18 protein-coding genes are annotated in these 19,630 nt (G+C 68.0%); 13 read left to right on the top strand and 5 right to left on the bottom strand.

What is annotated here, in order from left to right:
* Window positions 1-98: 98 nt before the first annotated feature.
* The 8 genes from Q8S40_RS21795 (at window position 99) to Q8S40_RS21760 (ending at window position 7,727) form a co-directional block, all read left to right on the top strand.
* A complete protein-coding gene (locus tag Q8S40_RS21795) occupies window positions 99-443 on the top strand; it encodes a hypothetical protein (protein ID WP_304815289.1) in 345 nt (114 codons plus the stop codon).
* 82 nt (window positions 444-525) lie between these two features.
* Window positions 526-1,032 (top strand): DUF1269 domain-containing protein, encoded by a 507-nt coding sequence (locus Q8S40_RS21790; RefSeq protein WP_304815291.1) that lies wholly within the window; start codon window positions 526-528, stop codon window positions 1,030-1,032.
* A gap of 150 nt (window positions 1,033-1,182) precedes the next feature.
* Entirely contained in the window at window positions 1,183-2,565 is a 1,383-nt protein-coding gene (locus Q8S40_RS21785; RefSeq protein ID WP_304815293.1) for a M20/M25/M40 family metallo-hydrolase, read from the top strand.
* Window positions 2,562-4,112 (top strand): AbgT family transporter, encoded by a 1,551-nt coding sequence (locus Q8S40_RS21780; protein WP_304815294.1) that lies wholly within the window; start codon window positions 2,562-2,564, stop codon window positions 4,110-4,112. Before Q8S40_RS21785 ends, Q8S40_RS21780 begins: the two co-directional genes overlap by 4 nt.
* A gap of 3 nt (window positions 4,113-4,115) precedes the next feature.
* Entirely contained in the window at window positions 4,116-5,930 is a 1,815-nt protein-coding gene (locus tag Q8S40_RS21775) for an SLC13 family permease (RefSeq protein WP_305672082.1), read from the top strand.
* 3 nt (window positions 5,931-5,933) lie between these two features.
* A complete protein-coding gene (locus Q8S40_RS21770) occupies window positions 5,934-6,941 on the top strand; it encodes a lipid A deacylase LpxR family protein (protein ID WP_305672081.1) in 1,008 nt (335 codons plus the stop codon).
* Between the two features lie 124 nt (window positions 6,942-7,065).
* Entirely contained in the window at window positions 7,066-7,455 is a 390-nt protein-coding gene (locus tag Q8S40_RS21765) for a Rap1a/Tai family immunity protein (protein WP_305672080.1), read from the top strand.
* A complete protein-coding gene (locus tag Q8S40_RS21760; RefSeq protein WP_305672079.1) occupies window positions 7,452-7,727 on the top strand; it encodes a glycine zipper domain-containing protein in 276 nt (91 codons plus the stop codon). The genes Q8S40_RS21765 and Q8S40_RS21760 overlap by 4 nt, the downstream gene beginning before the upstream one ends.
* A 139-nt stretch (window positions 7,728-7,866) precedes the next feature.
* Here Q8S40_RS21760 and Q8S40_RS21755 read toward each other — a convergent pair whose 3' ends face one another.
* Window positions 7,867-9,564 (bottom strand): hypothetical protein, encoded by a 1,698-nt coding sequence (locus tag Q8S40_RS21755; RefSeq protein ID WP_305672078.1) that lies wholly within the window; start codon window positions 9,562-9,564, stop codon window positions 7,867-7,869.
* 623 nt (window positions 9,565-10,187) lie between these two features.
* Here Q8S40_RS21755 and Q8S40_RS21750 point away from each other — a divergent pair.
* The gene (locus tag Q8S40_RS21750; RefSeq protein ID WP_305672077.1) at window positions 10,188-10,385 is read left to right on the top strand and encodes a hypothetical protein; all 198 of its coding nucleotides are present in this window, start codon (window positions 10,188-10,190) and stop codon (window positions 10,383-10,385) included.
* 73 nt (window positions 10,386-10,458) lie between these two features.
* Entirely contained in the window at window positions 10,459-11,196 is a 738-nt protein-coding gene (locus tag Q8S40_RS21745; RefSeq protein ID WP_304815305.1) for a cytochrome c oxidase assembly protein, read from the top strand.
* Window positions 11,197-11,208: 12 nt separating this feature from the next.
* On the opposite strand, the gene Q8S40_RS21740 is transcribed toward Q8S40_RS21745, so the two are convergent.
* Together Q8S40_RS21740 and Q8S40_RS21735 are read right to left on the bottom strand one after the other, a co-directional pair.
* Window positions 11,209-12,489, bottom strand: coding sequence for a DUF2254 domain-containing protein (locus tag Q8S40_RS21740; protein WP_305672076.1), 1,281 nt, complete (start codon window positions 12,487-12,489; stop codon window positions 11,209-11,211).
* Between the two features lie 75 nt (window positions 12,490-12,564).
* Window positions 12,565-13,056, bottom strand: a complete 492-nt coding sequence (locus Q8S40_RS21735; RefSeq protein WP_305672075.1) for a DUF421 domain-containing protein — start codon at window positions 13,054-13,056, stop codon at window positions 12,565-12,567.
* Window positions 13,057-13,450: 394 nt separating this feature from the next.
* Between Q8S40_RS21735 and Q8S40_RS21730 the strand changes: the two genes are divergently transcribed.
* The gene (locus Q8S40_RS21730; protein ID WP_305672074.1) at window positions 13,451-14,227 is read left to right on the top strand and encodes a hypothetical protein; all 777 of its coding nucleotides are present in this window, start codon (window positions 13,451-13,453) and stop codon (window positions 14,225-14,227) included.
* A 7-nt stretch (window positions 14,228-14,234) separates the two neighbouring features.
* Here Q8S40_RS21730 and Q8S40_RS21725 read toward each other — a convergent pair whose 3' ends face one another.
* Complete coding sequence (locus tag Q8S40_RS21725; protein WP_305672073.1) at window positions 14,235-15,671, bottom strand: YdiU family protein; 1,437 nt, start codon at window positions 15,669-15,671, stop codon at window positions 14,235-14,237.
* Between the two features lie 81 nt (window positions 15,672-15,752).
* Window positions 15,753-17,579: an RNA polymerase sigma factor RpoD gene (rpoD, locus tag Q8S40_RS21720; RefSeq protein ID WP_305672072.1), complete on the bottom strand. Its 1,827-nt coding sequence runs from the start codon at window positions 17,577-17,579 to the stop codon at window positions 15,753-15,755.
* 357 nt (window positions 17,580-17,936) lie between these two features.
* Between rpoD and Q8S40_RS21715 the strand changes: the two genes are divergently transcribed.
* Window positions 17,937-18,995, top strand: coding sequence for a type III polyketide synthase (locus tag Q8S40_RS21715; protein WP_305672071.1), 1,059 nt, complete (start codon window positions 17,937-17,939; stop codon window positions 18,993-18,995).
* Window positions 18,996-18,997: 2 nt separating this feature from the next.
* Window positions 18,998-19,630 (top strand): methyltransferase domain-containing protein (locus Q8S40_RS21710; protein ID WP_305672070.1); only part of this gene is annotated, 633 nt, incomplete at its 3' end.

The following is a 19,630-nucleotide window of genomic DNA, read 5'->3' as shown; positions in this document are numbered from 1 at the left end:
GCGCGGGGACGCAGCGCCCATCCCTTGCGCCATACGGCTTGGTAGCGTTCGCGGTGCGGGCCACTCGGGGTCCGATCGGGTCCGTGGGAGTGCAGATGATGTCCCTGAACAGAATGCGCGCGGCGCGCCGCCTCGCACTCGGTGCCGCACTCGGCATTGGACTGGCCGCAGCCGCGGTGGCCCAACCGGCGCGCGAATTCGAGCGTGCCGAGTTGGGCTACCTGAATGCGGATGTGCGGGCCGAGGTCGAGCGCCGTGCCACCGGCAGCAATACACCGCGTGGCGTGATGGAGACCATCATGCTGAACAATTTGCAGCTCCGCCTGCCGGCGACCGAGGTGGTCGCGGTGGACTTCCTGAAGTCCACGGTCGTCTACCGGACGCCCGACGGCGCGCTGCGCACAGCGCGGTTCAACCCGGCGAACCTCACGGTCGTCGAGTAGGACCCGTCCGCGGCGCGGCGTGCCCCCCTCTCACCGCGCCGCGGCTCCCTTCGCAAGCATCTTATCGATTGGAGCACTTCACATGGCAGACCTGCTGGTCATCGCCTTTCCGACCGAAGCGCAGGCGGAGGAGGCGCGGTCGCGCATCCTGGCCATGCAGCGTGAATACCTGATTGCGGTCGGCGACGCCGCCGTCGCCCTGCGGCGCCCCGATGGCGGCATCAAGCTCAACCAGATCCTGCAGCCGACGGCGGCGGGCGCGGCGAGCGGCGCGCTCTGGGGATCACTGATCGGCCTGCTGTTCCTCAACCCGCTGGCCGGCGCGGCGCTTGGCGCGGCAACCGGTGCGGTGGCCGGCCGCCTGAGCGACGTCGGCATCAACGACACCTTCATGAAGGAGGTGGCGCAGACGCTGGAGTCGGGTGAAGCCGCGCTGTTCCTGCTTGTGCGGAAGATGACGGCGGACCGCGTCATGGCGGGCCTGCAGGGCATGGGTGGCCGCATCATGAGCAGCTCCTTCGACGAGACGAAGGAAGACATGCTGCGCACCGCACTTGCTGGCGCGGAAGCCGAACGCGGTGCGGCATGAGCGCCGAGGCTAAGGCGCAGCGGACGGACGGCACAGAGGCGGGACGCGCCGCGGTGGGAGCGTGCGTCGCCCATCTCTAACGTGTCCACACTGGCAGGGCCTGGTGCCGCGACATGCGCGCCGACCGCCATAACGGGAGGCAGGATTCCCATGAACGAACTCGACGAAGTGCTGGCGCACATTGAGCGGGACATGGACGGCGCCCTGGAACGACTGTTCGCCGTGCTGCGCATCAAATCGATTTCCACGGACCCTGCCTTCGCGGGCGAGTGCGCCGCGAATGCGGAATGGCACGCGCAGGATCTGCGCTCGATCGGTTTCGAGGCATCTGCGAGGCCGACCCCCGGCCACCCGATCGTCGTCGCGCATGACCGCAATGCCAGCGGGCCCTCGGCGCTGTTCTACGGCCACTACGACGTGCAGCCGGTGGACCCGCTGGAACTATGGGACCGCGACCCCTTCGACCCGGTGATCGAAACCATGCCGGACGGCACGAAGGTGATCCGCGGCCGCGGCAGCGCAGATGACAAGGGGCAGCTGATGGCCTTCGTCGAGGCCTGCCGCGCCTGGAGGGCGGTGACGGGAAAGCTGCCCATCAAGGTGACGATCCTGCTGGAGGGAGAGGAGGAATCCGGTGGCGTCAATCTGCCGGGCTTCCTCGATGCCAACCAGGCCGAACTCAAGGCCGATATCGGGCTGATCTGCGATACCAACATGTGGGACCCGGCAACGCCGGCGATCGTCACCATGCTGCGCGGCCTGTGCGGCGAGGAGGTGATCATCCACGCTGCCGACCGGGACCTGCACTCCGGATTCTACGGCATGGCTGCGGCCAATCCGAATCGCATCCTCGCGAAGATCCTAGCAGACCTCTACGATGATCAGGGCCGTGTCACGCTGCCTGGTTTCTACGACGGCGTGCCGGAACTGCCCGAGCAGCTGCGTGAGCAATGGGGCACGCTCGGCTTCACCGCCGAGAAGTTCCTGGGCGTCATCGGCCTTTCCATCCCGGCTGGCGAAAAGGGCCGCGACGCGCTGGAGATGGTCTGGTCGCGCCCCTCCTGCGAGATCAACGGCATGGGTGGTGGCTACCAGGGCGAAGGCTTCAAGACCGTCATCCCCGCCGAGGCCTCCGCCAAGATCTCCTTCCGACTGGTTTTCGACCAGGACCCGCACAGGATCCGCGAGGCCTTCCGCGCCCATGTCCGCGCCCGCCTGCCGGCTGATTGCCGCGCGGAATTCATCGAGCATGGTTCCGGTCGCGCAATCCGCTTCCCGGACACCGATCCAGCCTTTGCCAAGGCGCGCAAGGCGCTGAGCGACGAATGGGGCAAGCCTGCCGTGTTCATCGGCTCGGGCGGCTCCATTCCGGTGACGCATATGCTGAAGACGTCGCTCGGCATGGATGTCGTGCTGGCAGGCTTCGGGCTGGAGGATGACCGTATCCACAGCCCGAACGAAAAATACAACCTTGTCAGCTTCCAGAAGGGCATCCGCTCCTGGGCGCGCATCCTGGGAGCATTGTCGTCATGAGCGCGATCCATCCGCCGCCGGTGACGCTCGAGGAAAAGACCTTCATGCAGCGCCTGCTCGACACTGTTGAGCGCATCGGCAACCGCGTGCCGCATCCGGTGATGATCTTCGTCTACCTGATCGTCTTCGTTGTGGTCCTGTCCGCGTTGCTGGCGGCGTTCGGCGCGCGCGTCACCTACCAGGCCTATAATCCGGCAACAGGCAACATCGAGACGGCGACGACGGTGGCGCGCAGCCTGCTGACCGTCGACGGGCTGCGCTTCATGTTCACGGGGGTGGTGCCGAACTTCATGGGATTCAACGCGGTCGGCGTCATCATCGTTGCGATGGTCGGCGTCGGCGTCGCGGAGGAAGCCGGCCTGGTGAAGGCGTTGATCCGCAAGCTGGTGGTGGTCGCCCCGCCGAGGGCGCTGACCTACATCCTGGTCTTCGTCGGCATCGTTTCCTCCATCGCTGCCGATGCCGGATACCTGGTGCTGATCCCGCTTGCCGCAGCAGCCTTCCTCAGCGTCGGGCGGCACCCGCTGGCCGGCCTCGCCATGGGCTTCGCCGCCGTCGCATCCGCCTTCATGGTGAATGTGCTGATCGTCCCCGTCGACGGCATCCTGACGGAGATCACCAACGATGCCGCGCGCCTGGTGAACCCGAATGTCTCGATCGACCTGGCCGCAAATGTCTGGTTCTCGATCGCGTCGGTCGTCATGCTGACGGTGCTGATCGCGCTGGTCACGGAGCGGGTGATCGAGCCACGGCTTGGGGCCTATACGGGCGACTACCATGTGCCGGGCGAGAACGTGCTGTCGGACGATGAGTACAAGGGCCTGCGCGCCGCGGGGCTTGGCTTTGTGGGCGTGATGGTCTTCATCGGATTGCTGGTGCTGCCGCCCGGCGCACCGCTGCGCAACCCGGATACCGGCGCGATCATCGGTGCCTCGCCCTTCATGGGCAGCCTGATCGTCTCCATCGCGCTGATCTTCCTGGTCTGCGGCATCGCCTATGGCCGTGCGGCGGGCACGATGCGCAGCGCGGCGGAGGCCATTGCCGCAATTCAGAAATCCATCGGCGCGCTTGCCGGGTTGATCCTGCTGCTGCTCGTGATCAGCCAGTTCATCGCGATCTTCAACTACTCGAACATGGCGACGCTGGCCGCCGTGTCGCTCGCGGAGTTCCTTGGCGGGCTCAATATGCCGACGGTTGTGTTGTTGATCGGCTTCGTCATCGCCGTGTTCGGAATCGACCTCATCATCACGGCGGCGATCGCGAAATGGGCGATCTTCGCGCCGGTCTTCGTGCCACTGCTGATGCAGCTTGGCGTCGCGCCGGAGACGGTGCTGGCGGCCTATCGCGTCGGTGACAGCCCGATGAATTCCATCACGCCGCTCAATGCCTACTTCGCCATGATCGTGACCTTCGCGATCAGATACCAGAAGGATGCCGGGGTCGGCACGGTGATCGCGCTGATGCTGCCCTATGTCATTTCCATCTCGGTTGTCTGGACCATGCTGCTGGCGGCTTGGTACCTCCTCGGCCTGCCCTGGGGCCTGTAGACGATGAGTGACATCACAGTCATGGCGGCCATCATCCTGGCGGCCATCATCCTCTTCGTCTGGAACCGCATTCCGGTCATCGTCGTGGCCATGGGCGTCGGGCTCGCGCTCTATGCGACCGGGCTGGTCACGCTGAACCAGGCCCTGTCCGGCTTCGGCGATCCGGCGGTGATGTTCATCGCCACGCTGTTCGTCATCAGCGCCGCGCTGGACCGCACCGGCGTCACCGCCTGGGCCGGACAGATGCTGATCCGCGGCGCCGGCGAGGAAAGCCGGACCCGGCTGCTGGTGCTGATTGCCCTGCTGGTCGCACTGCTGACAGCGTTGATCAGCGTGAACGGCGCGGTGGCGGCGCTGCTTCCGGTGGTGATGGTGATGGCGCTGCGCCTGCGGCGCAAACCTTCGCAGCTGCTGATGCCGCTGGTCTTCTCGGCCCATGCCGGTTCGATGCTCGCGTTGACCGGCACTCCCGTGAACGTATTGGTGAGCGAGGCGGCGGCCGATGCGGGGATGCGTGCCATCGGCTTCTTCGAATTCACCATCGTCGGCATCCCGCTGCTGCTCGGCACGATGGCGATCACTGTGCTGTTTGGCGAAAAGCTTCTGCCGCACCGCTCCGGTGAGACGATGAGTGTGGATTTCGGCCGCCACGCGACCACACTGGTCGAGCAGTATGGCCTGCAGAAGGGCCTGTTCCGCCTGCGCCTGCGCGCCACCTCGCCCCTTGTCGGGCAGTCGCCTTCGGCCCTGGACGTTGCGTCCTGGGAGGGTCTTCGCCTGGTCGCGATCCATGATGGCGAGAGCGGCGAGCGCCTGCGGCGGGAGACGATGGCGGAGGGCGATTTCCTGCTCGTCTCCGGTGATGGCGAGGAGGCGGCGCGGCTTGCAGCATCCCATCACCTCGCCTTCCGCCTCGAGAACAGTGACGTTGAGCTGCGCGACAGCCTGTTCAACCGGAACTCCGGCCTGGCCGAGGTGATGATCCCGCCCCGATCGGAGATGATCGGCCAGACCGCCTTCCAGGGCATGGTCACGGAAAGTGGCGACCTTGTCGTCATCGCCATCCAGCGTGGCGGCGTGGATGCCGGGGTGGAGCCGGTGACGCTTCAGGCGGGCGATACGATGCTGCTGCAGGGCAGCTGGAAGGCGCTCGACGTCCGACTCGCGGATCCGCAGGTGCTGGTGGTGAATTCGCCGGAACTGGTCCGCCGGCAGGCGGTGCCGCTCGGCGCCGGGGCGTGGGGTGCGATCGGCGTGCTCGCGGTGATGGTATTTTTCCTTGCAACCGGTCTGCTGCCCGCGGCAGTCGCCGGCATGCTGGGCAGCTTCGCGCTGGTTCTGCTGCGCATCCTGAATGTGGAGCAGTGCTATCGCGCGATCGACTGGACCACGGTGATCCTGGTCGCGGCCATGATGCCGCTGTCGACGGCCATGGTGCAGACCGGGGCCGCGGAGATGATGGCGGATGGGCTGGTGAGCATGGCCGCCGGCGGCAGCCCAACCATCCTGCTTGCGGGGCTGTTCATCCTGACCGCGGTCCTGGGCCAGCTGATCAGCAACACGGCCACCGCGCTGATCATCATCCCGGTTGGCGTTGCGGCCGCGAGCGCGATGGATGTCTCCCCCTTGCCGGTGTTGATGACGATTGCCGTGGCCGCCGCGGCCGCCTTCCTGACGCCCATCGCCACGCCGACCAACCTGATGGTCATGCGGCCGGGCGGCTATGCCTTCGGCGAGTACTGGAAGTTCGGCCTGCCGATGATGATCTGGTTCTTCATCGTTGGCGTCTTCATCGTTCCCCTTGTCTGGCGCTTCTGAACGATGCCGCGCATTGCCCTTGCCCCGATCTGCATCGCCGCTGCGCTGGTGGCACTGCCGGCCGCCGCCCAGACGCAGCTGGTGCGCCCGGCCGACCCGGCAGGCACCTATGTTTTCCTGCTCGAGAACGACACCTTCTCGGGTCGGGATCGCTTCTACACGAACGGATTTCTGTTTGCCTGGGGCTCGCCTTCCTACAATCCGCCGGATTGGCTTGCGCAGCTTACGGACCGGCCCTCGCCACTGTTTCCCACTGGCGGCATCGCCCGCTGGGGCCTGGCGTTCGGCCAGAAGAAGTTCACGCCGGAGAACACGCTGGAGCGCAACCCCGATCCGAACGACCGGCCCTATGCCGGGTGGCTCTACGGCGCGGTGACGCTGATCTCCTACACACCGCGCGAATTCGGCAGCCTCGAGCTGCAACTTGGCGTCGTCGGGCCCGCCGCGCTGGGCGAGCAGGTGCAGAACAACACGCACGATCTTTTCAACATCGAGCGGGCCCTCGGCTGGGACGCGCAGATCAAGGATGAGCCTGGCCTGAACCTGGTGCTGAACCGGCAGTGGCGGCTCAACCATCCGCTGGGCGAGGGCGGGCTGCAGTATGGTTTTGTGCCGAGCCTCGCGGCGAGCCTCGGCAACGTGCAGACCTATGCGGCTGCGGGGCTGATGCTGCGCGTCGGCACCGAACTGGAGGCGGATTTCGGGCCGCCGCGCGCCCGGCCTGTCTCGGCCGGATCGGTGTTCTACCAGCCGAATGAGCGCTGGGGCTGGTACGGTTTCGCGGCCGTCGAAGGGCGGGCCGTTGCACGTGACATCACGCTGGATGGCAACACCTGGCGCGACAGCCGCAGCGTGGGGCGCGAGACGCTGGTCGGTGATGCCAGCCTGGGCTTCGCGGTGCTGTTCCCACGCGCGCGCCTCACCTTCACCTACACGATGCGCAGCAAGGAATTCGAGACCCAGCGTGAGGGTTCGCAATTCGGCTCGCTCAGCCTCGCGGTTCGCTTCTGAGCCCGGCGGCAGGGACGCCGCGCAAAGTCACGCGACATGCCGCCGATGCGCGCGGCGCCCTGATGCGGCGAAGTGTGGGCACGCCGCCGACGGCAAGCGTCGGGGCACGGGAGACCTGGCCTTGATGAAAAGCCTGACTGCAGGAATGCTGCTGGCCTCCGCCGTTGTGGGGATGGCCGCAGCGCAGACAGGGTCGGTGGAAACCGGCCCGCTGACCGAACTCTGCGCATCATCGGATGCGGCGGCCGTCGCCTATTGTCGCGGCTTCCTCGTCGGTGCCGGGCAGTACCATGAGGCCAGCACCGCGCGCGGCGGCCTTACGCCCATCTTCTGCCTGGGCGAGGCGACGCCGACGGTGGAGCAGGCGCAGATCGCCTTCGTCACCTGGGCGCGCGCCAATCCGCAGCACGCCGGGGAACGCGCGATCGATGGCGTGATGCGGTGGGCCGCCGCCGCCTTTCCCTGTCCGGCGCCTGCGGTCCCGCAACCCGCCTCCCGAAGGACCGCACGATGATCCGCAAATTCTCCCTGGCGCTGAGCGGCGCCGCCCTCATGGGCCTTACGGCTTGCGCCGACCTTGAACCGGGCACGCAGCGCGTCATGACAGGCGGCCTGGCCGGTGCCGGCGCGGGTGCGCTTGTCGGTTCCTTCTCCGGCAATGCGGGGCTTGGCGCGGCGATCGGCGCCGGGCTCGGCGCCGGCGGTGGCTTCGTCTATGACCGCCACGTGCGTGCGCGTGACCGTGCCTTCGAACAGGGGGTCGAGGCGGGCCGCACGCAGCGCTGAGCCGGACCCGGGGCAACCAACGGGATACTCCTCGGAAATATCCGGGGTGCTCTCCCGGGACGGTGCTCGGCACGCGGCTGCCGCCGTGGCAGGAGCCAGGGCGGCCTGCGGATCTGCGTTACCGGCGCCCGTGGCCTGTTCAGCGCGACTTCACGAGGCCGGAGAAACCGGCAACGGCGAGCAGGCTGAGTGCCCAGCCGATCAGCGACTGAAAATAGAAAAAGACCATCACCGGTCCGCCGCCGATGTGTGACGCGTTGGGCCGCCAATATGCCTTCTGTCCGACCTCGAGAACGGGAAACAGCGTTTCCAGCGAGAACATCCACGGATTGAAGGCGGGATATCCCGAGGCCTCAAACTGGCTCTTGAAGCAGTCGAGCTGTGCCTGCCCCGCAGCCGCCAACCCGTTCATGTCCTGGCGTGCGGTGATGAGAAAGCGAGACTCGTCGCGACCAAGCCCGCACAGGGTCCATTCCAGCGAGCGCAGTACCACGGGGCTGTTTGGCATCATCACCTGGATGCGTTCGGCATGCTGGAACGCAGCAGCACCGGCCAGCCAGAAGAAGAACAGCCAGGCGAAAATGAGCAGGGGCTGGCGCCCGTACAGCAAGGTAACCGCCAGGACCCCGTCGGTAACCCCGAGCAGGAAGCGCCAGACGCGGTTCGGGGCTCGTTTGCGCCGGGCGCTGCGCTGCAATCGCTCCTTGGCGATGAGAACGCGCCGGGCATCCTCGTCATGACCGAGTTCGCGGAAGACCTTGGCCAGCTGCTCGTAGGGCTGCGGCCAGAAATCCTCGCCCCATCGCTCGGGCTCCTGTAGCGCCAGCCAGCCGATCCGCGTCCGAGCGTCCACGGGACCTTCGACGATGGCCTGGTACTGGCAGCGATTGAGCAGGAGATCGCCCGCCTGCGGCCAGGCGGCGATCGTGTCGTGGATCGTGCCGATGGTCGCACCCGTCAGATCGAGCACGCCGGATACCTTGGCCCTGCCATTCAGCATCAGGACGCCGACGATCGCGGCGTTGTTGAGTTCCAGGGCCACCTTTCCAGGATTGCTCAGGCTGGCGTTCTGCAAGATGAGGTCGCTGCCGATCCTGGCACTGACGAGGCGCAGCGTCCCCTCGACGCGCGCGGAATGCAGCACGACATTGCCGCGTGTCTCAACCGCGCCGGCATCGATGGCCGGCTTCTCGTCGCTGGTGACACGAAGGTTGAAGGCATCGACATCGCCCGAGAGGCGGGCTCCGGACAAGCGGATGCTGCCGGTGATGACAGCGCCGCGAAAGAGGATGTTGCTGGCGTCGAGGTCTTCGGCGTGGACGGCATGCTTGCCTGCGGCATCGATGACGATGCCGTTGCAATCAAGATTGCCACCGATGCGGCCGCCCTCCACCATCACGCCTCCGGTGATGATGGCGCCGCGCAATGAGATCGTTCCGCGCGCCTCGATCCGGTCGGCGTGCAGGCCCGGCATGATCGAGCCGTCCAGAAACACGCTGTCGAGTATCGCGGAGCGCAGGATTGGCGCGGCGTCGAACCGGCACTTCTTCAGTCCGATATCACGGGGGATACGGCAGCCTTCCAGATCGAGGGTGCCGGTGACCCATGCGCCCTGGACCCGGATACCCTTCTCATGAGGGCGCGCTTCCGCCTCACCGCCGAGCAGCAGGAAGCGCAGGAGCTCGGCGCGAACCGCCCGCGTCGCATCGTCCACCTCCGGCAGTGATCCCGCAGCCTCGCTGCCGAGCCGGTCGAAGTCTCCGCTGCGAAGGGAGGCGATCATTTCCTGCTCTGCCGGGAGTAGCGGTTCGAACTCCGCGAGACTGGATCCCATCATCGCGCATCTCCTCCCGGCGGTTCAAGAAACTGGTGCGCTGGTCATGCAAGCAACGAGGCTGGGCATGGGATATCGCAAGAAGCATGAGCAGCGCTGCCGCAAGGCTAACATCGTCGCGCGATGAAAACCGCACCGTCGTTGCGATGTGATCCGGCTGCGGGGATCTGGCGCCACAGGAGCGGAGGACGCTGTGCCAGGTCGATGCCGGCGGTTCGGCCATGCCACCGGCCGCCGAGGCGCCGATGGGAAATTGGGTTCACGTGATCGCCAAGGGCTGCCCGTTCCACGATGCGCATTGCCGGTGCCACCTGCCCGAATGCCGAGGCATGGACGCACCGGCCTCTCGATGGCCGTGGCTTGCTGGATCTGCGGTGGCGACGACATCGCCGCGGCCTGTTCGGTCGCGCGGCCATCAGCCTTGGCCGCAAGCATGGCCGTCAATTTCGCGCAGCATCCATAAAAACGCGCAATGGTATCTACCGAAGTTGCAGAAGCGCGTATAAAATTTCTTGTCCGTTGGTATAATTTTCCTGGACGGCGCGCGATTCGAATTTTAATGCAATGAACAGCGATGCTCAACACTGCCGCGCCATCGTGCGGCCGGTCGATGCTGGAGGTTCGCGATGGAGTCGAAGCTGCACGGGGCTGGAACTGATATGCCCGATCTTGCACCGAATGCCGAGGTGGCCGAACTGGTGGCCATCTGGCGGTCGCTGCCGTCATCCAGGCGCCATCTCCTGCTGGAGCAAGTCCGCAAAGTGGCGCGTGCCGAGTACGCCGCGGCCGACGCCCTGGAGCCGGCTGGGCACGCGCGCAACTAGGCTGCCGGATCGCTGCAACTGAAGCCCCGCCACCTCGTTCCCGTTGTAACCAACGCGCGCGAGGGCTCCACCGATGAACCCCATTCCGTTCTGCGGCCCGCCTCCGTTGCCCGGCGGCGCCGTGTGGAACACCCACCCGGTCCTGATCGCGGTTCTGCTGCTCGGCGCGGCCGGCACCCTTGCGCTGGTGCGGCGGGATGGGAAGGATGCCGTCTGGCCGATGGCCGGCTGGGCCATGCTGGCGATGGCCCTGGTCTCCCCGCTGTGTTCGTTGTCCGTCGCGCTGTTCAGTGTGCGTGTGACGCAGCATCTGGTGGTGGTGCTGGGGGCCGCGCCCCTGCTGGCGATGGCCGCGATGCGGCTGCGATCCGTGGCGCGTGGTGGCATGGCGGCGCCGGCTGCGGCCTTCTTCCTGCTGCTGTGGCTGTGGCACGCGCCAGGGCCCTATGCCGCCACCTTCGCGGCGGATGGCATCGCCTATTGGATGATGCATGTCTCGCTGGCCTTCAGCGCCACCTGGTTCTGGGCCGCCCTGCTGCGCCTGGCCCCCACTCGCCCGATGGCGGCGGTTGTCGGCGCGCTGACCACGGCGATCCAGATGGGTGTGCTCGGCGCGCTGCTCACCTTCGCGCCGCGGCCGCTTTATGCCGTGCACGCGCCGGATGTGACGCTGCCCTGGGGCTATACCCCGCTGGAGGATCAGCAGCTGGGCGGGCTGCTGATGTGGGTGCCGGGTGGTTTGCTGTTCGTGCTGGTGCTCGCCCTGGGGCTGGCCCTGGCCCTGCGCCCAGGCACGCGCGCCGCCTCCTGAGGCGGCTGGCCCTCAGCCGCCCGGAAACAGCGCGCGGCGCGCCAGGATCGCGTTGCGTGCCGCTTCATCCCTCGTGCCCCGCAGCGCCGCGTCGCGCGCCAGGTCGGCATGGCGTGCCAGGGTGGCGCGGCGATGCAGGTCCTGTTCCACCCTTGCGGTCGCGGCCAGCACTTCCAGCAGCCGGATCATGACGGCAGGCTGCGTCGCACCGGCCTGCCGCAGCATGTGGAACATGGCATCCGCCAGCCCCTCGTAATTCGTCGCCGGCCGGACCAGCCGAAGCCGGCCGTCGCGCCATATCCGCCCGCTGGGCAGCCTTCGCCCGGCCAGACCCGTCAGCGCGGCGCCGAGCTGGTCCAGCACGCCGATGGCGGTGAAGGGGTCGTTGATGCCGGGTGAAAGGGCACGCAGCGCAATCTCCACCAATTGGCGCACCGCATATTCCAGATCCTGCTCGACGCTGCGCACCTGGCCGAGGACCATCGCCTCGGCGATCTGCGCCCGGGCGTCCTCCCGCAGTGGCGCGGGCGTAACGCTGCCGATGACGCTGCCCGGAAAGACGAAGTCGCCCGGCCGGGTTTCCAGATGCAGCTCCGCGTCATGTGCCGCCGCCCAGTCGGCCAGCGCCGAATCGTCCAGCACGCGCAGATAGCCGCTGCCCGGCGAGGTCAGCGGCGCGTCGAATTGCGGGCCGGGCGGTGCCTGGGCCGGTTCCGCCGACGTGTCCCGGCAGGCGTGATCCAGCGCTGCGCGCAGATCCTGCTGCACCAGCGCCACCACGCGGTCCACGCTGATGGAGGACGCGACATGGTGCAGGAACCAGATCAGCACCCCGATGCAGGCAAACCCCATCAGCAAACCGACCGAGACGGCCAGTTGCGGCACGAAGGCGCCTTCATCCGCATCATGCACCGACCGCAGCGCCACGAGGGAATAGGCGAAGGTCGCGACCAGGGCGCCGAGCGCGTATTGATTGCCGGGATCGCGGGTGAAATTCCGCAGCAGCCGCGGCCCCATCTGGTTCGAGGCCAGCGTCAGCGCCGCGACGGTGATGGAAAAGGTGGTGCCGGCCACGCCGATGGTGGCAGCCGCCAGCACGCCCAGCACATCCCGCGCCCCGGCGGCACCCCCGGCATAGAACCAGTCATCCAGCCCATCCGGCAGCCAGACCCAGCCTTCCGCCAGAACCAACAGCTGCGCCAGCGCGATGGCGGCCGCCACCATCGCCGCCGGGCGCACCCAGAAGGCAGCGAGCAGATCGGCCCACCACTGCCTCAGCCGAACCGTGCCCATCTGCCCCAGCCTCCACTCGTCAAGGGATCGTCACGAGCGGCGGCGCCCGCGGTTCGCCGCAGGCAGCGCGTGCCGTCAGCCCTCGCGCCGCGCCGGCATCACACTCATGGTCCCATCGGTTTCCAGCACGACCGATTCGGCCGCCTCCGGCCCGGATAGCCCGCCGGAGCGGAGCGCGGCCAGCATCTCCGCCTGCGTCACCCTTTGCCCGCGCATCGCCGATTCCAGCAGGCGGCCCTGATGCAGCAGCAGTGTCGGCTCCGACTTCACCAGGTCGCTGAAGCGGGCGGAACGGACAGACAGCCACGCCACCAGGAACTGCAGCCCGATCAGCAGCAGCAGCGCCACCAGCCCCTCCGCCAGCGTCACGTCGCGGTTCAGCAGCACCGTGGCTAGGGTGGAGCCCAGCGCCACCGTCACCACCAGGTCGAAGGCGTTCAGCTTGGCCAAAGTGCGCTTGCCGGAGACGCGCAGGAACAGCACGAGCGCCGGATAGGCGAGGCTGCCCACCAGCACCACCCGGATCAGCGAGGTCCAGTCCTGGAACAGCATGTCGGCAATGTCCATCGGCGCCCCCATTTCACGCAAAGCGGCGGCCAGACAGCCGCCCCGATCGACAGGTCAGGATTTCAACGCATTGCAGTGGATCAGCCGCCCGGTTCCACCTGCGGCACCTGGTCCGGCGCGGCCTCTTGCCCCCTTGTCTGATGAAGGCGCTTCCGGCCCCCGCGCGCCGCCTCCCAACGCTCCCGGCCATCGACCGTTCCTGAATTGAGGCCGGATTTGCGCAAGCGGGCGCCAATCGGGGGCGGCGCACATCAGTCCCAGCTTGCGACAAGATATTGTGACATATCTGCTGAACAAATGTGACTTGTCGAAGACCGGAAGGTTGTGGGCACAGATACCACTGCAAACAAACCTATTGCCGCACCGGCGCGCCGCGAATACGGAGTTCTGAGCATTGACTAAGGATCAATTGTCTAGCCATTGCGAAGGAGAAATTTCTTCACAATCACATTCTTCTAGTGCGATTATATATCACATCAGGCCGTCGTTTTTATTTATCGTTCACTGTCTGGCTATTCTTGTTCTGGTTTTGCTGCATCTGGGTTTGAGCTGGCTGCAGATCGCAACCGGGCGGGACCACGTGCTGGGGCTGAGTTCCCGCCTGCAGTTCCACGGCGAAACCAGCATTCCCGCGTTCTTCTCGGCCGCCATGCTCCTTCTCGCGGCGATCGTCGCCGTGGTGCTGGCCCGGGCGGATGTGGGGCAGGGTGGCCGCGACCGGCGCGCCTGGGGGTTCATCACGTTCCTGCTGCTGTACATGGCGGTGGATGAGGCGACGGCGATCCATGAGGTGTTCAGCAACCTCCGTGATCAAAGGCCGGAAGACGGCCTTCTCTACGGCTTCTGGGTGGTCCCCTTCGGCGGGCTGGCCCTGCTGTGTATCGCGATCCTGCTGCCCTTCTGGCTTCGCCTGCCATCCGCGACGAAATGGTGGCTCGCCGCTGCCGCCGTCCTGTTCATCGCCTGCGCGATCGGGCTGGAACTTCCGGAGCAGGCCATGGTCGCCAGAATCGGCGAAGAAGCCGCTCGCCTCCGGTGGGACTTCGTCGCCATGGTGACGGTGGAGGAGGCGGGTGAAATGCTGGCCGTGGCGATGACCCTTCGCGCCCTGCTGCACCATCTGGCCATGCTGCGCGGTCGCGCCGGGACCGTGCGCGTGGTGCTGCCCTGACGCTGCGTCAGGTGCCGCAGAAGGTGGCCAGTACCCGTTCCTCGGGCCGCGCCGGCATGGCGTAGCGGGCATGGTCCGGCTGGTCCTCGAAGGGACGCGACAGGACCTCCAGCAGCGTCTCGAAGGGGCCGAAATCATCGCGGGTGGTGGCGGCGGCGATGGCTTCCTCGACCAGATGGTTGCGCGGGATGAAGGCCGGGCTTGCCAAACGCATGGCCGAATCGGGCAGGGCACCCAGCGCCCGCCGCGCCCGCCAGGATTCAGCCCAGCCATCGAAGGCGGCGGGGTCCGCGAACAGCGCCCGCGCCGATGCCGGGTCCGTCGCCAGGGCGCGGAAGGTGAGGGTGAAATCCGCCTGGTTCGCCGCCATGCGCGACAGCAGATCCTGGATCAGCGTGGCGTCGTCCTCCTCAACCCGGGCCAGGCCGAGCTTCGCCCGGAACACATCGAGCCAGGCCGCCTGGAAGATCGGCGCGAAGCCGGACAGGGCCTCCTGCGCCACCTGGATCTGCGCGTCCTCCTCGGCCGCGAAAAGCGGCAGCAGCGTCTCCGCCAGCCGCGCCAGATTCCATTGCGCGATGCGCGGCTGGTTGGCGTAGGCGTAGCGGCCTGCATGGTCGATCGAACTGAACACCGCGCCGGGGTCGTAAGCCTCCATGAAGGCGCAGGGGCCGTAGTCGATCGTCTCGCCGGAGACCGTCATGTTGTCGGTGTTCATCACGCCATGGATGAAGCCGAGCCCCAGCCAGCGGGCGATCAGCGATGCCTGCCGAGCCACCACGCCCTGGAAGAAGGCAAGCGCCGGACGATCGGCCTGCGCCGCGGCCGGGTCATGCCGGGCGATGGCGTGGTCGAGCAGCGCATGCACCGCCGCCGCATCGCCGCGGGCCGCGAAATACTGGAAGGTGCCGACGCGGATATGGCTGGCGGCGACCCGCGTCAGCACGGCGCCGGGCAGGAGGGTTTCGCGGAACACTTCCTCCCCGGTCGCGACCGCGGCCAGCGCCCGGGTGGTGGGCACGCCGAAGGCGGCCATCGCCTCGCTGACGATGTATTCGCGCAGCACCGGGCCGAGCGCGGCGCGGCCATCGGCGTGGCGGGAGAAGGGGGTGGGGCCGGAGCCCTTGAACTGGATGTCGCGCCGCCGCCCGTCACGATCCACCACTTCACCGAGCAGGATGGCGCGGCCATCGCCGAGGCGGGGGGTGAAATGGCCGAACTGGTGGCCGGCATAGGCCTGGGCAAGCGGTTCCGCGCCGTCCGGCACGGTGTTGCCCGCCAGCACATCCACGGTCAGCGCGGCGGGGTCGATGCCGAGCTGGTCGGCCAGCGCGGTGTTCAGCCGGATCAGCCGTGGGGCGGCGACGGGCACCGCGGGCTGCCGGGCGAAAAAATGGTCCGGCAGGCGGGCATAGGAATTGTCGAAGGGGATCGTGGGGGCCATGCGGGTGGCTCCTTGCAAAATGGGCGCGGCGCGTGCCCCCCACCCAACCCTCCCCCCATGTAGGGGGGAGGGCTTGCGGGGTCAGGCCTCCAGGAAGCTGCGCAGCGCGCGGCCCTGGCTGGACTGGCGCAGCTTGCCGAGCGCCTTGGCTTCGATCTGGCGGATACGCTCGCGGGTCACGCCGAAGGTGCGGCCGACCTCCTCCAGCGTGTGCTCGCTGTTCATGCCGATGCCGAAGCGCATCCGCAGGATGCGTTCCTCACGCGGCGTCAGGTCGCCCAGCACCTTGCCGGCAGCGTCCCGCAAGCCGGCGCGGGCGGCGGCGTCGAAGGGCAGGATCGCGTCCTTGTCCTCGATCAGGTCGCCGAGGCGGGCATCGCCCTCCTCGCCGATCGGGGCTTCGAGGCTCACCGGCTCCTTGGCCAGGCCTTGGACCGTGCGGACCTTCTCCAGCGGCATGCCGAGGCGGTTCGCCAGTTCTTCCGGCGTCGGCTCGCGCCCGGTCTGCTGCGCCAGGCGGCGGCCGGTGCGGACCACCTTGCCCACCGTCTCCGTCATGTGGACGGGCACGCGGATGGTGCGGGACTGGTCGGCGATGGCGCGCGTGACCGACTGGCGAATCCACCAGGTGGCGTAGGTGGCGAATTTGAAGCCACGGCGCCAATCGAACTTCTCGACCGCGCGCATCAGGCCCAGGCTGCCTTCCTGGATCAGGTCGCCCAGCATCAGGCCGCGGTTGCGGTATTTCCGGGCGATATAGACCACCAGGCGCAGATTGGCGCGCGTCAGCTCCTCCCGCGCCCGGCGCATGTCGCGCTCGGCGCTGGCGGCTTCGACATGCAGGCGGCGGAGCTGCGGGGCGGTCAGGCCGCAGGCTTCCTCGATGCGGGCGAGTTCCGCGCGCACCTCGACCATCCCGGCCTTCAGATCCTTCAGGCCGGCCGGCTTGGCGGCGCCTTCCAGCCGGGCGGCGGCACCGGCGGCACCACCATTCCACAGCTTCAGGAAGTCGCCACGGCTGATCCGCGCGGCCTCGGCCAGGCGCAGGGCGCGGCCATCCAGCATCATCAGCGCGCGGTTGGCATCGCGCAGCCGCTCGATCAGTTCCTCGATCCGGGCCGGGCGCAGGCGCAGGCCGGTGACCAGGGCCACCGCCTCCGTCCGGGCCTTCGCGGCCTTGCTGCCAGCAGCGCGGAGCGCGGTGAGCCCTTCGAGCGCGGCGTCGATGGCGGCCAGCGCCTCGGGCTTCAGCCGGGCATCGATCGTCGCGTGCGGCGTCTCGACCGCGGCGTCCTCGCCTTCCGGCGCGGGCTCCAGCAGCGTTTCCTCGGGCAGGTTGGCGGCGGCGGTCGCCTCCAGCTCGATCACGTCGCGCAGCGGCATGCGGCCGGCCGCGATCGCATCGCGCCACTGGATCAGCGCGGCGGAGGTGGTCGGGCTCTCGCACAGGGCGGCCAGCATCGCGTCGCGCCCGGCCTCGATGCGCTGGGCGATGGCGATCTCGGCTTCGCGCGTCAGCGGCTCGGCCACGCCCATTTCGCGCAGGAACAGCGCGACGGGGTCGTCCGAACGGCTGGCGGCAGCGGCCGCGGCGGCAGAGATGTTGCGCCCGGCCGGCTGGCCGTCGCCGGCCTCCTGCGGCTCATCGGCTGCCAGGGTCGGGCCGGATTCCTCGTCATCGCCATGGGCGACGCGATCATCATTGCCGGTGTTGCCGAGGCCGAATTCCTCGAGCAGCGAATTCGCCGCATCCTCGATCTCGTCCATCGGCAGCGGGTCGGCCACCATCTCGACGTCGAAGGATTCGTGCTCCGCCATGCCGGGCATGTCGGTGGCGCCGGCATGGTCGTAGGGCTGGGGTCCGGTGCCAACCATCTCGTCGCGATCCGTTGCCTTGCGTGCGAACATGCCGTCCATCTGTCGATCCGCTCCTCTTCGTTCCGCCGAGGCGGCCGAAGGCCACTTCTTCACCATTCAACCACCCACTGCCCCTTGGATGCCGATGACACATCTCCGCCCCTGCCGGGATCACCGGCAGGCGGAGAGGCCATCGAAAGGGGGGCGCGCCGCCATGACGGCGAGTGGGCCATATGGGCATCTGGACCCGCGCAGACACCCCTTATCGGAAGAAACCACGACTTTGTCCCGGCTTTTCTGCATGGCTCGTCCCCGCATGATCGAAAGGCCCCATCAATCCTTTGGACGGATGCCGCCGTGACGCGCTTGTGCTGGTGACGTGGCGCGCGTCATCCCAAGCTGGAAGCCATGAACAAAGTCTTTATCAACCGTATCGCGGCGGCCGTGCCGCGGCACCAGGTCCATGGTGCCTTCCGCGCCTTCGCCGCCGCCCAGGCGCTGGGGCGCGATGCGCGCGCCTTCGGCCGCATGGCGGAACGCGCCGCCATCACCACGCGGCATTCGGTGCTGGAGCCATCCCAGCCCGAAGGCTCCGGCACCCTATGCGGCTTCTACCGCCAGGGTGGCGCCTTCCCGACCACCCGGGCCCGCATGGCGCGGTGGGAGGCGGAGGCGCCGCCGCTCGCCGAACGGGCGCTGGTCGATCTGGGGATGGAACGCGACGGCGCCGGGATCACCCACCTCATCGTCGCCACCTGCACCGGCTTCGTCGCGCCGGGGCTGGATCGCCAGATCATCGCCCGTTTCGGCCTGCCGCTGCATGTGGAGCGCACCACGGTGGGCTTCATGGGCTGCCAGGCGGCGATCAACGCGCTGAAACTGGCCTGGCACATGGTGCGGTCCGAGCCCAAGGCGCGGGTGCTGGTGGTGTGCCTGGAGCTTTGCACCCTGCATCTGCAGGACACGACGGCGCTGGAACAGCTTCTCTGCTTCCTGCTGTTCGCCGATGGCTGCGCCGCGGCGGTGGTCTCCGCGGCGCCCGAGGGGTTGGAAATGGAGGGCTTCAACAGCGTCGTCATTCCCGAGGCGGCGGACCAGATCACCTGGCGCATCGGTGATGCCGGCTTCGACATGACGCTGTCCGGCATGGTGCCCTTCACCCTGGCGCATGCCCTGCCGGGCCTAGCGCCGGCCATGCTGGGCGGGCGCGGGGTGGCGGATGTGGCGCATTGGGCGGTGCATCCGGGCGGCCGGTCCATTTTGGATGCGGTGGCGCATGGGCTGGACCTGCCGGAGGATGCGCTGGCCACCAGCCGGGCGGTGCTCGATGCGCATGGCAACATGTCCTCCGCCACCGTGCTGTTCGTGCTGGCGCGGATGCTGGCGGCGGGCCGGCCCGGGCCCGGCTGCGCGCTGGCCTTCGGCCCGGGGCTTTCGGCAGAGGCCATGCGGTTCCGGGTCGCCTGACCATGCCGCGCAGCACCGCCGCCGAGATCATGGACGACCCGGGCCAGTCGGCGGCGGATTTCGACGCGGCGCTGGCCGACCTGGCGCTGATCAACCGCATGACCTTCGCCACCACGCCGCTGCTGCGCTTCCTGGACCGGGTGGCGGCGGCGCATCCCGGGCAGCCGCTCTCCGTGCTGGATGTCGGCGCGGGCGGCGGCGATGCGCTGCGCGCCATGGCCGCCTGGGGCGCGCGAAGCGGCGTGGCGCTGGATCTGTGGGGCCTGGATCGCAGCCCCTGGGCGGAAGCACATGCCATGCGGCAGGCGACGCCGGCGCGCTGGATCACCGCCGATCTGTTCGACCTGCCACCCGGTCGTCGCTTCGATGTCGTGGTCTGCGGGTTGTTCGCTCACCATTTGGACGACGCCACGCTGGTCCGCTTCCTGCGCTGGCTGCCGGCGCATGCCACCCGCCGCTGGCTGATCCTGGATTTGCACCGCCACCCGATCCCCTGGGCCGCCGTCTGGGCCGGCACGCGGCTGCTGCGGATGCACCCGATGGTCTGCCATGACGGCCCGGTCTCCGTCGCGCGGGGCTTCAGCCGGGCCGATTGGGCGCGGCTGATCGATGCTGCCGGGGTGTCGGCCACGCCC

The organism is Falsiroseomonas sp. (genome assembly GCF_030695085.1).
Taxonomy (GTDB): Bacteria; Pseudomonadota; Alphaproteobacteria; order Acetobacterales; family Acetobacteraceae; genus Falsiroseomonas.
The sequence above is the reverse complement of the archived record's forward strand: the minus strand, read 5'-3'. Positions and strand labels throughout refer to the sequence as shown.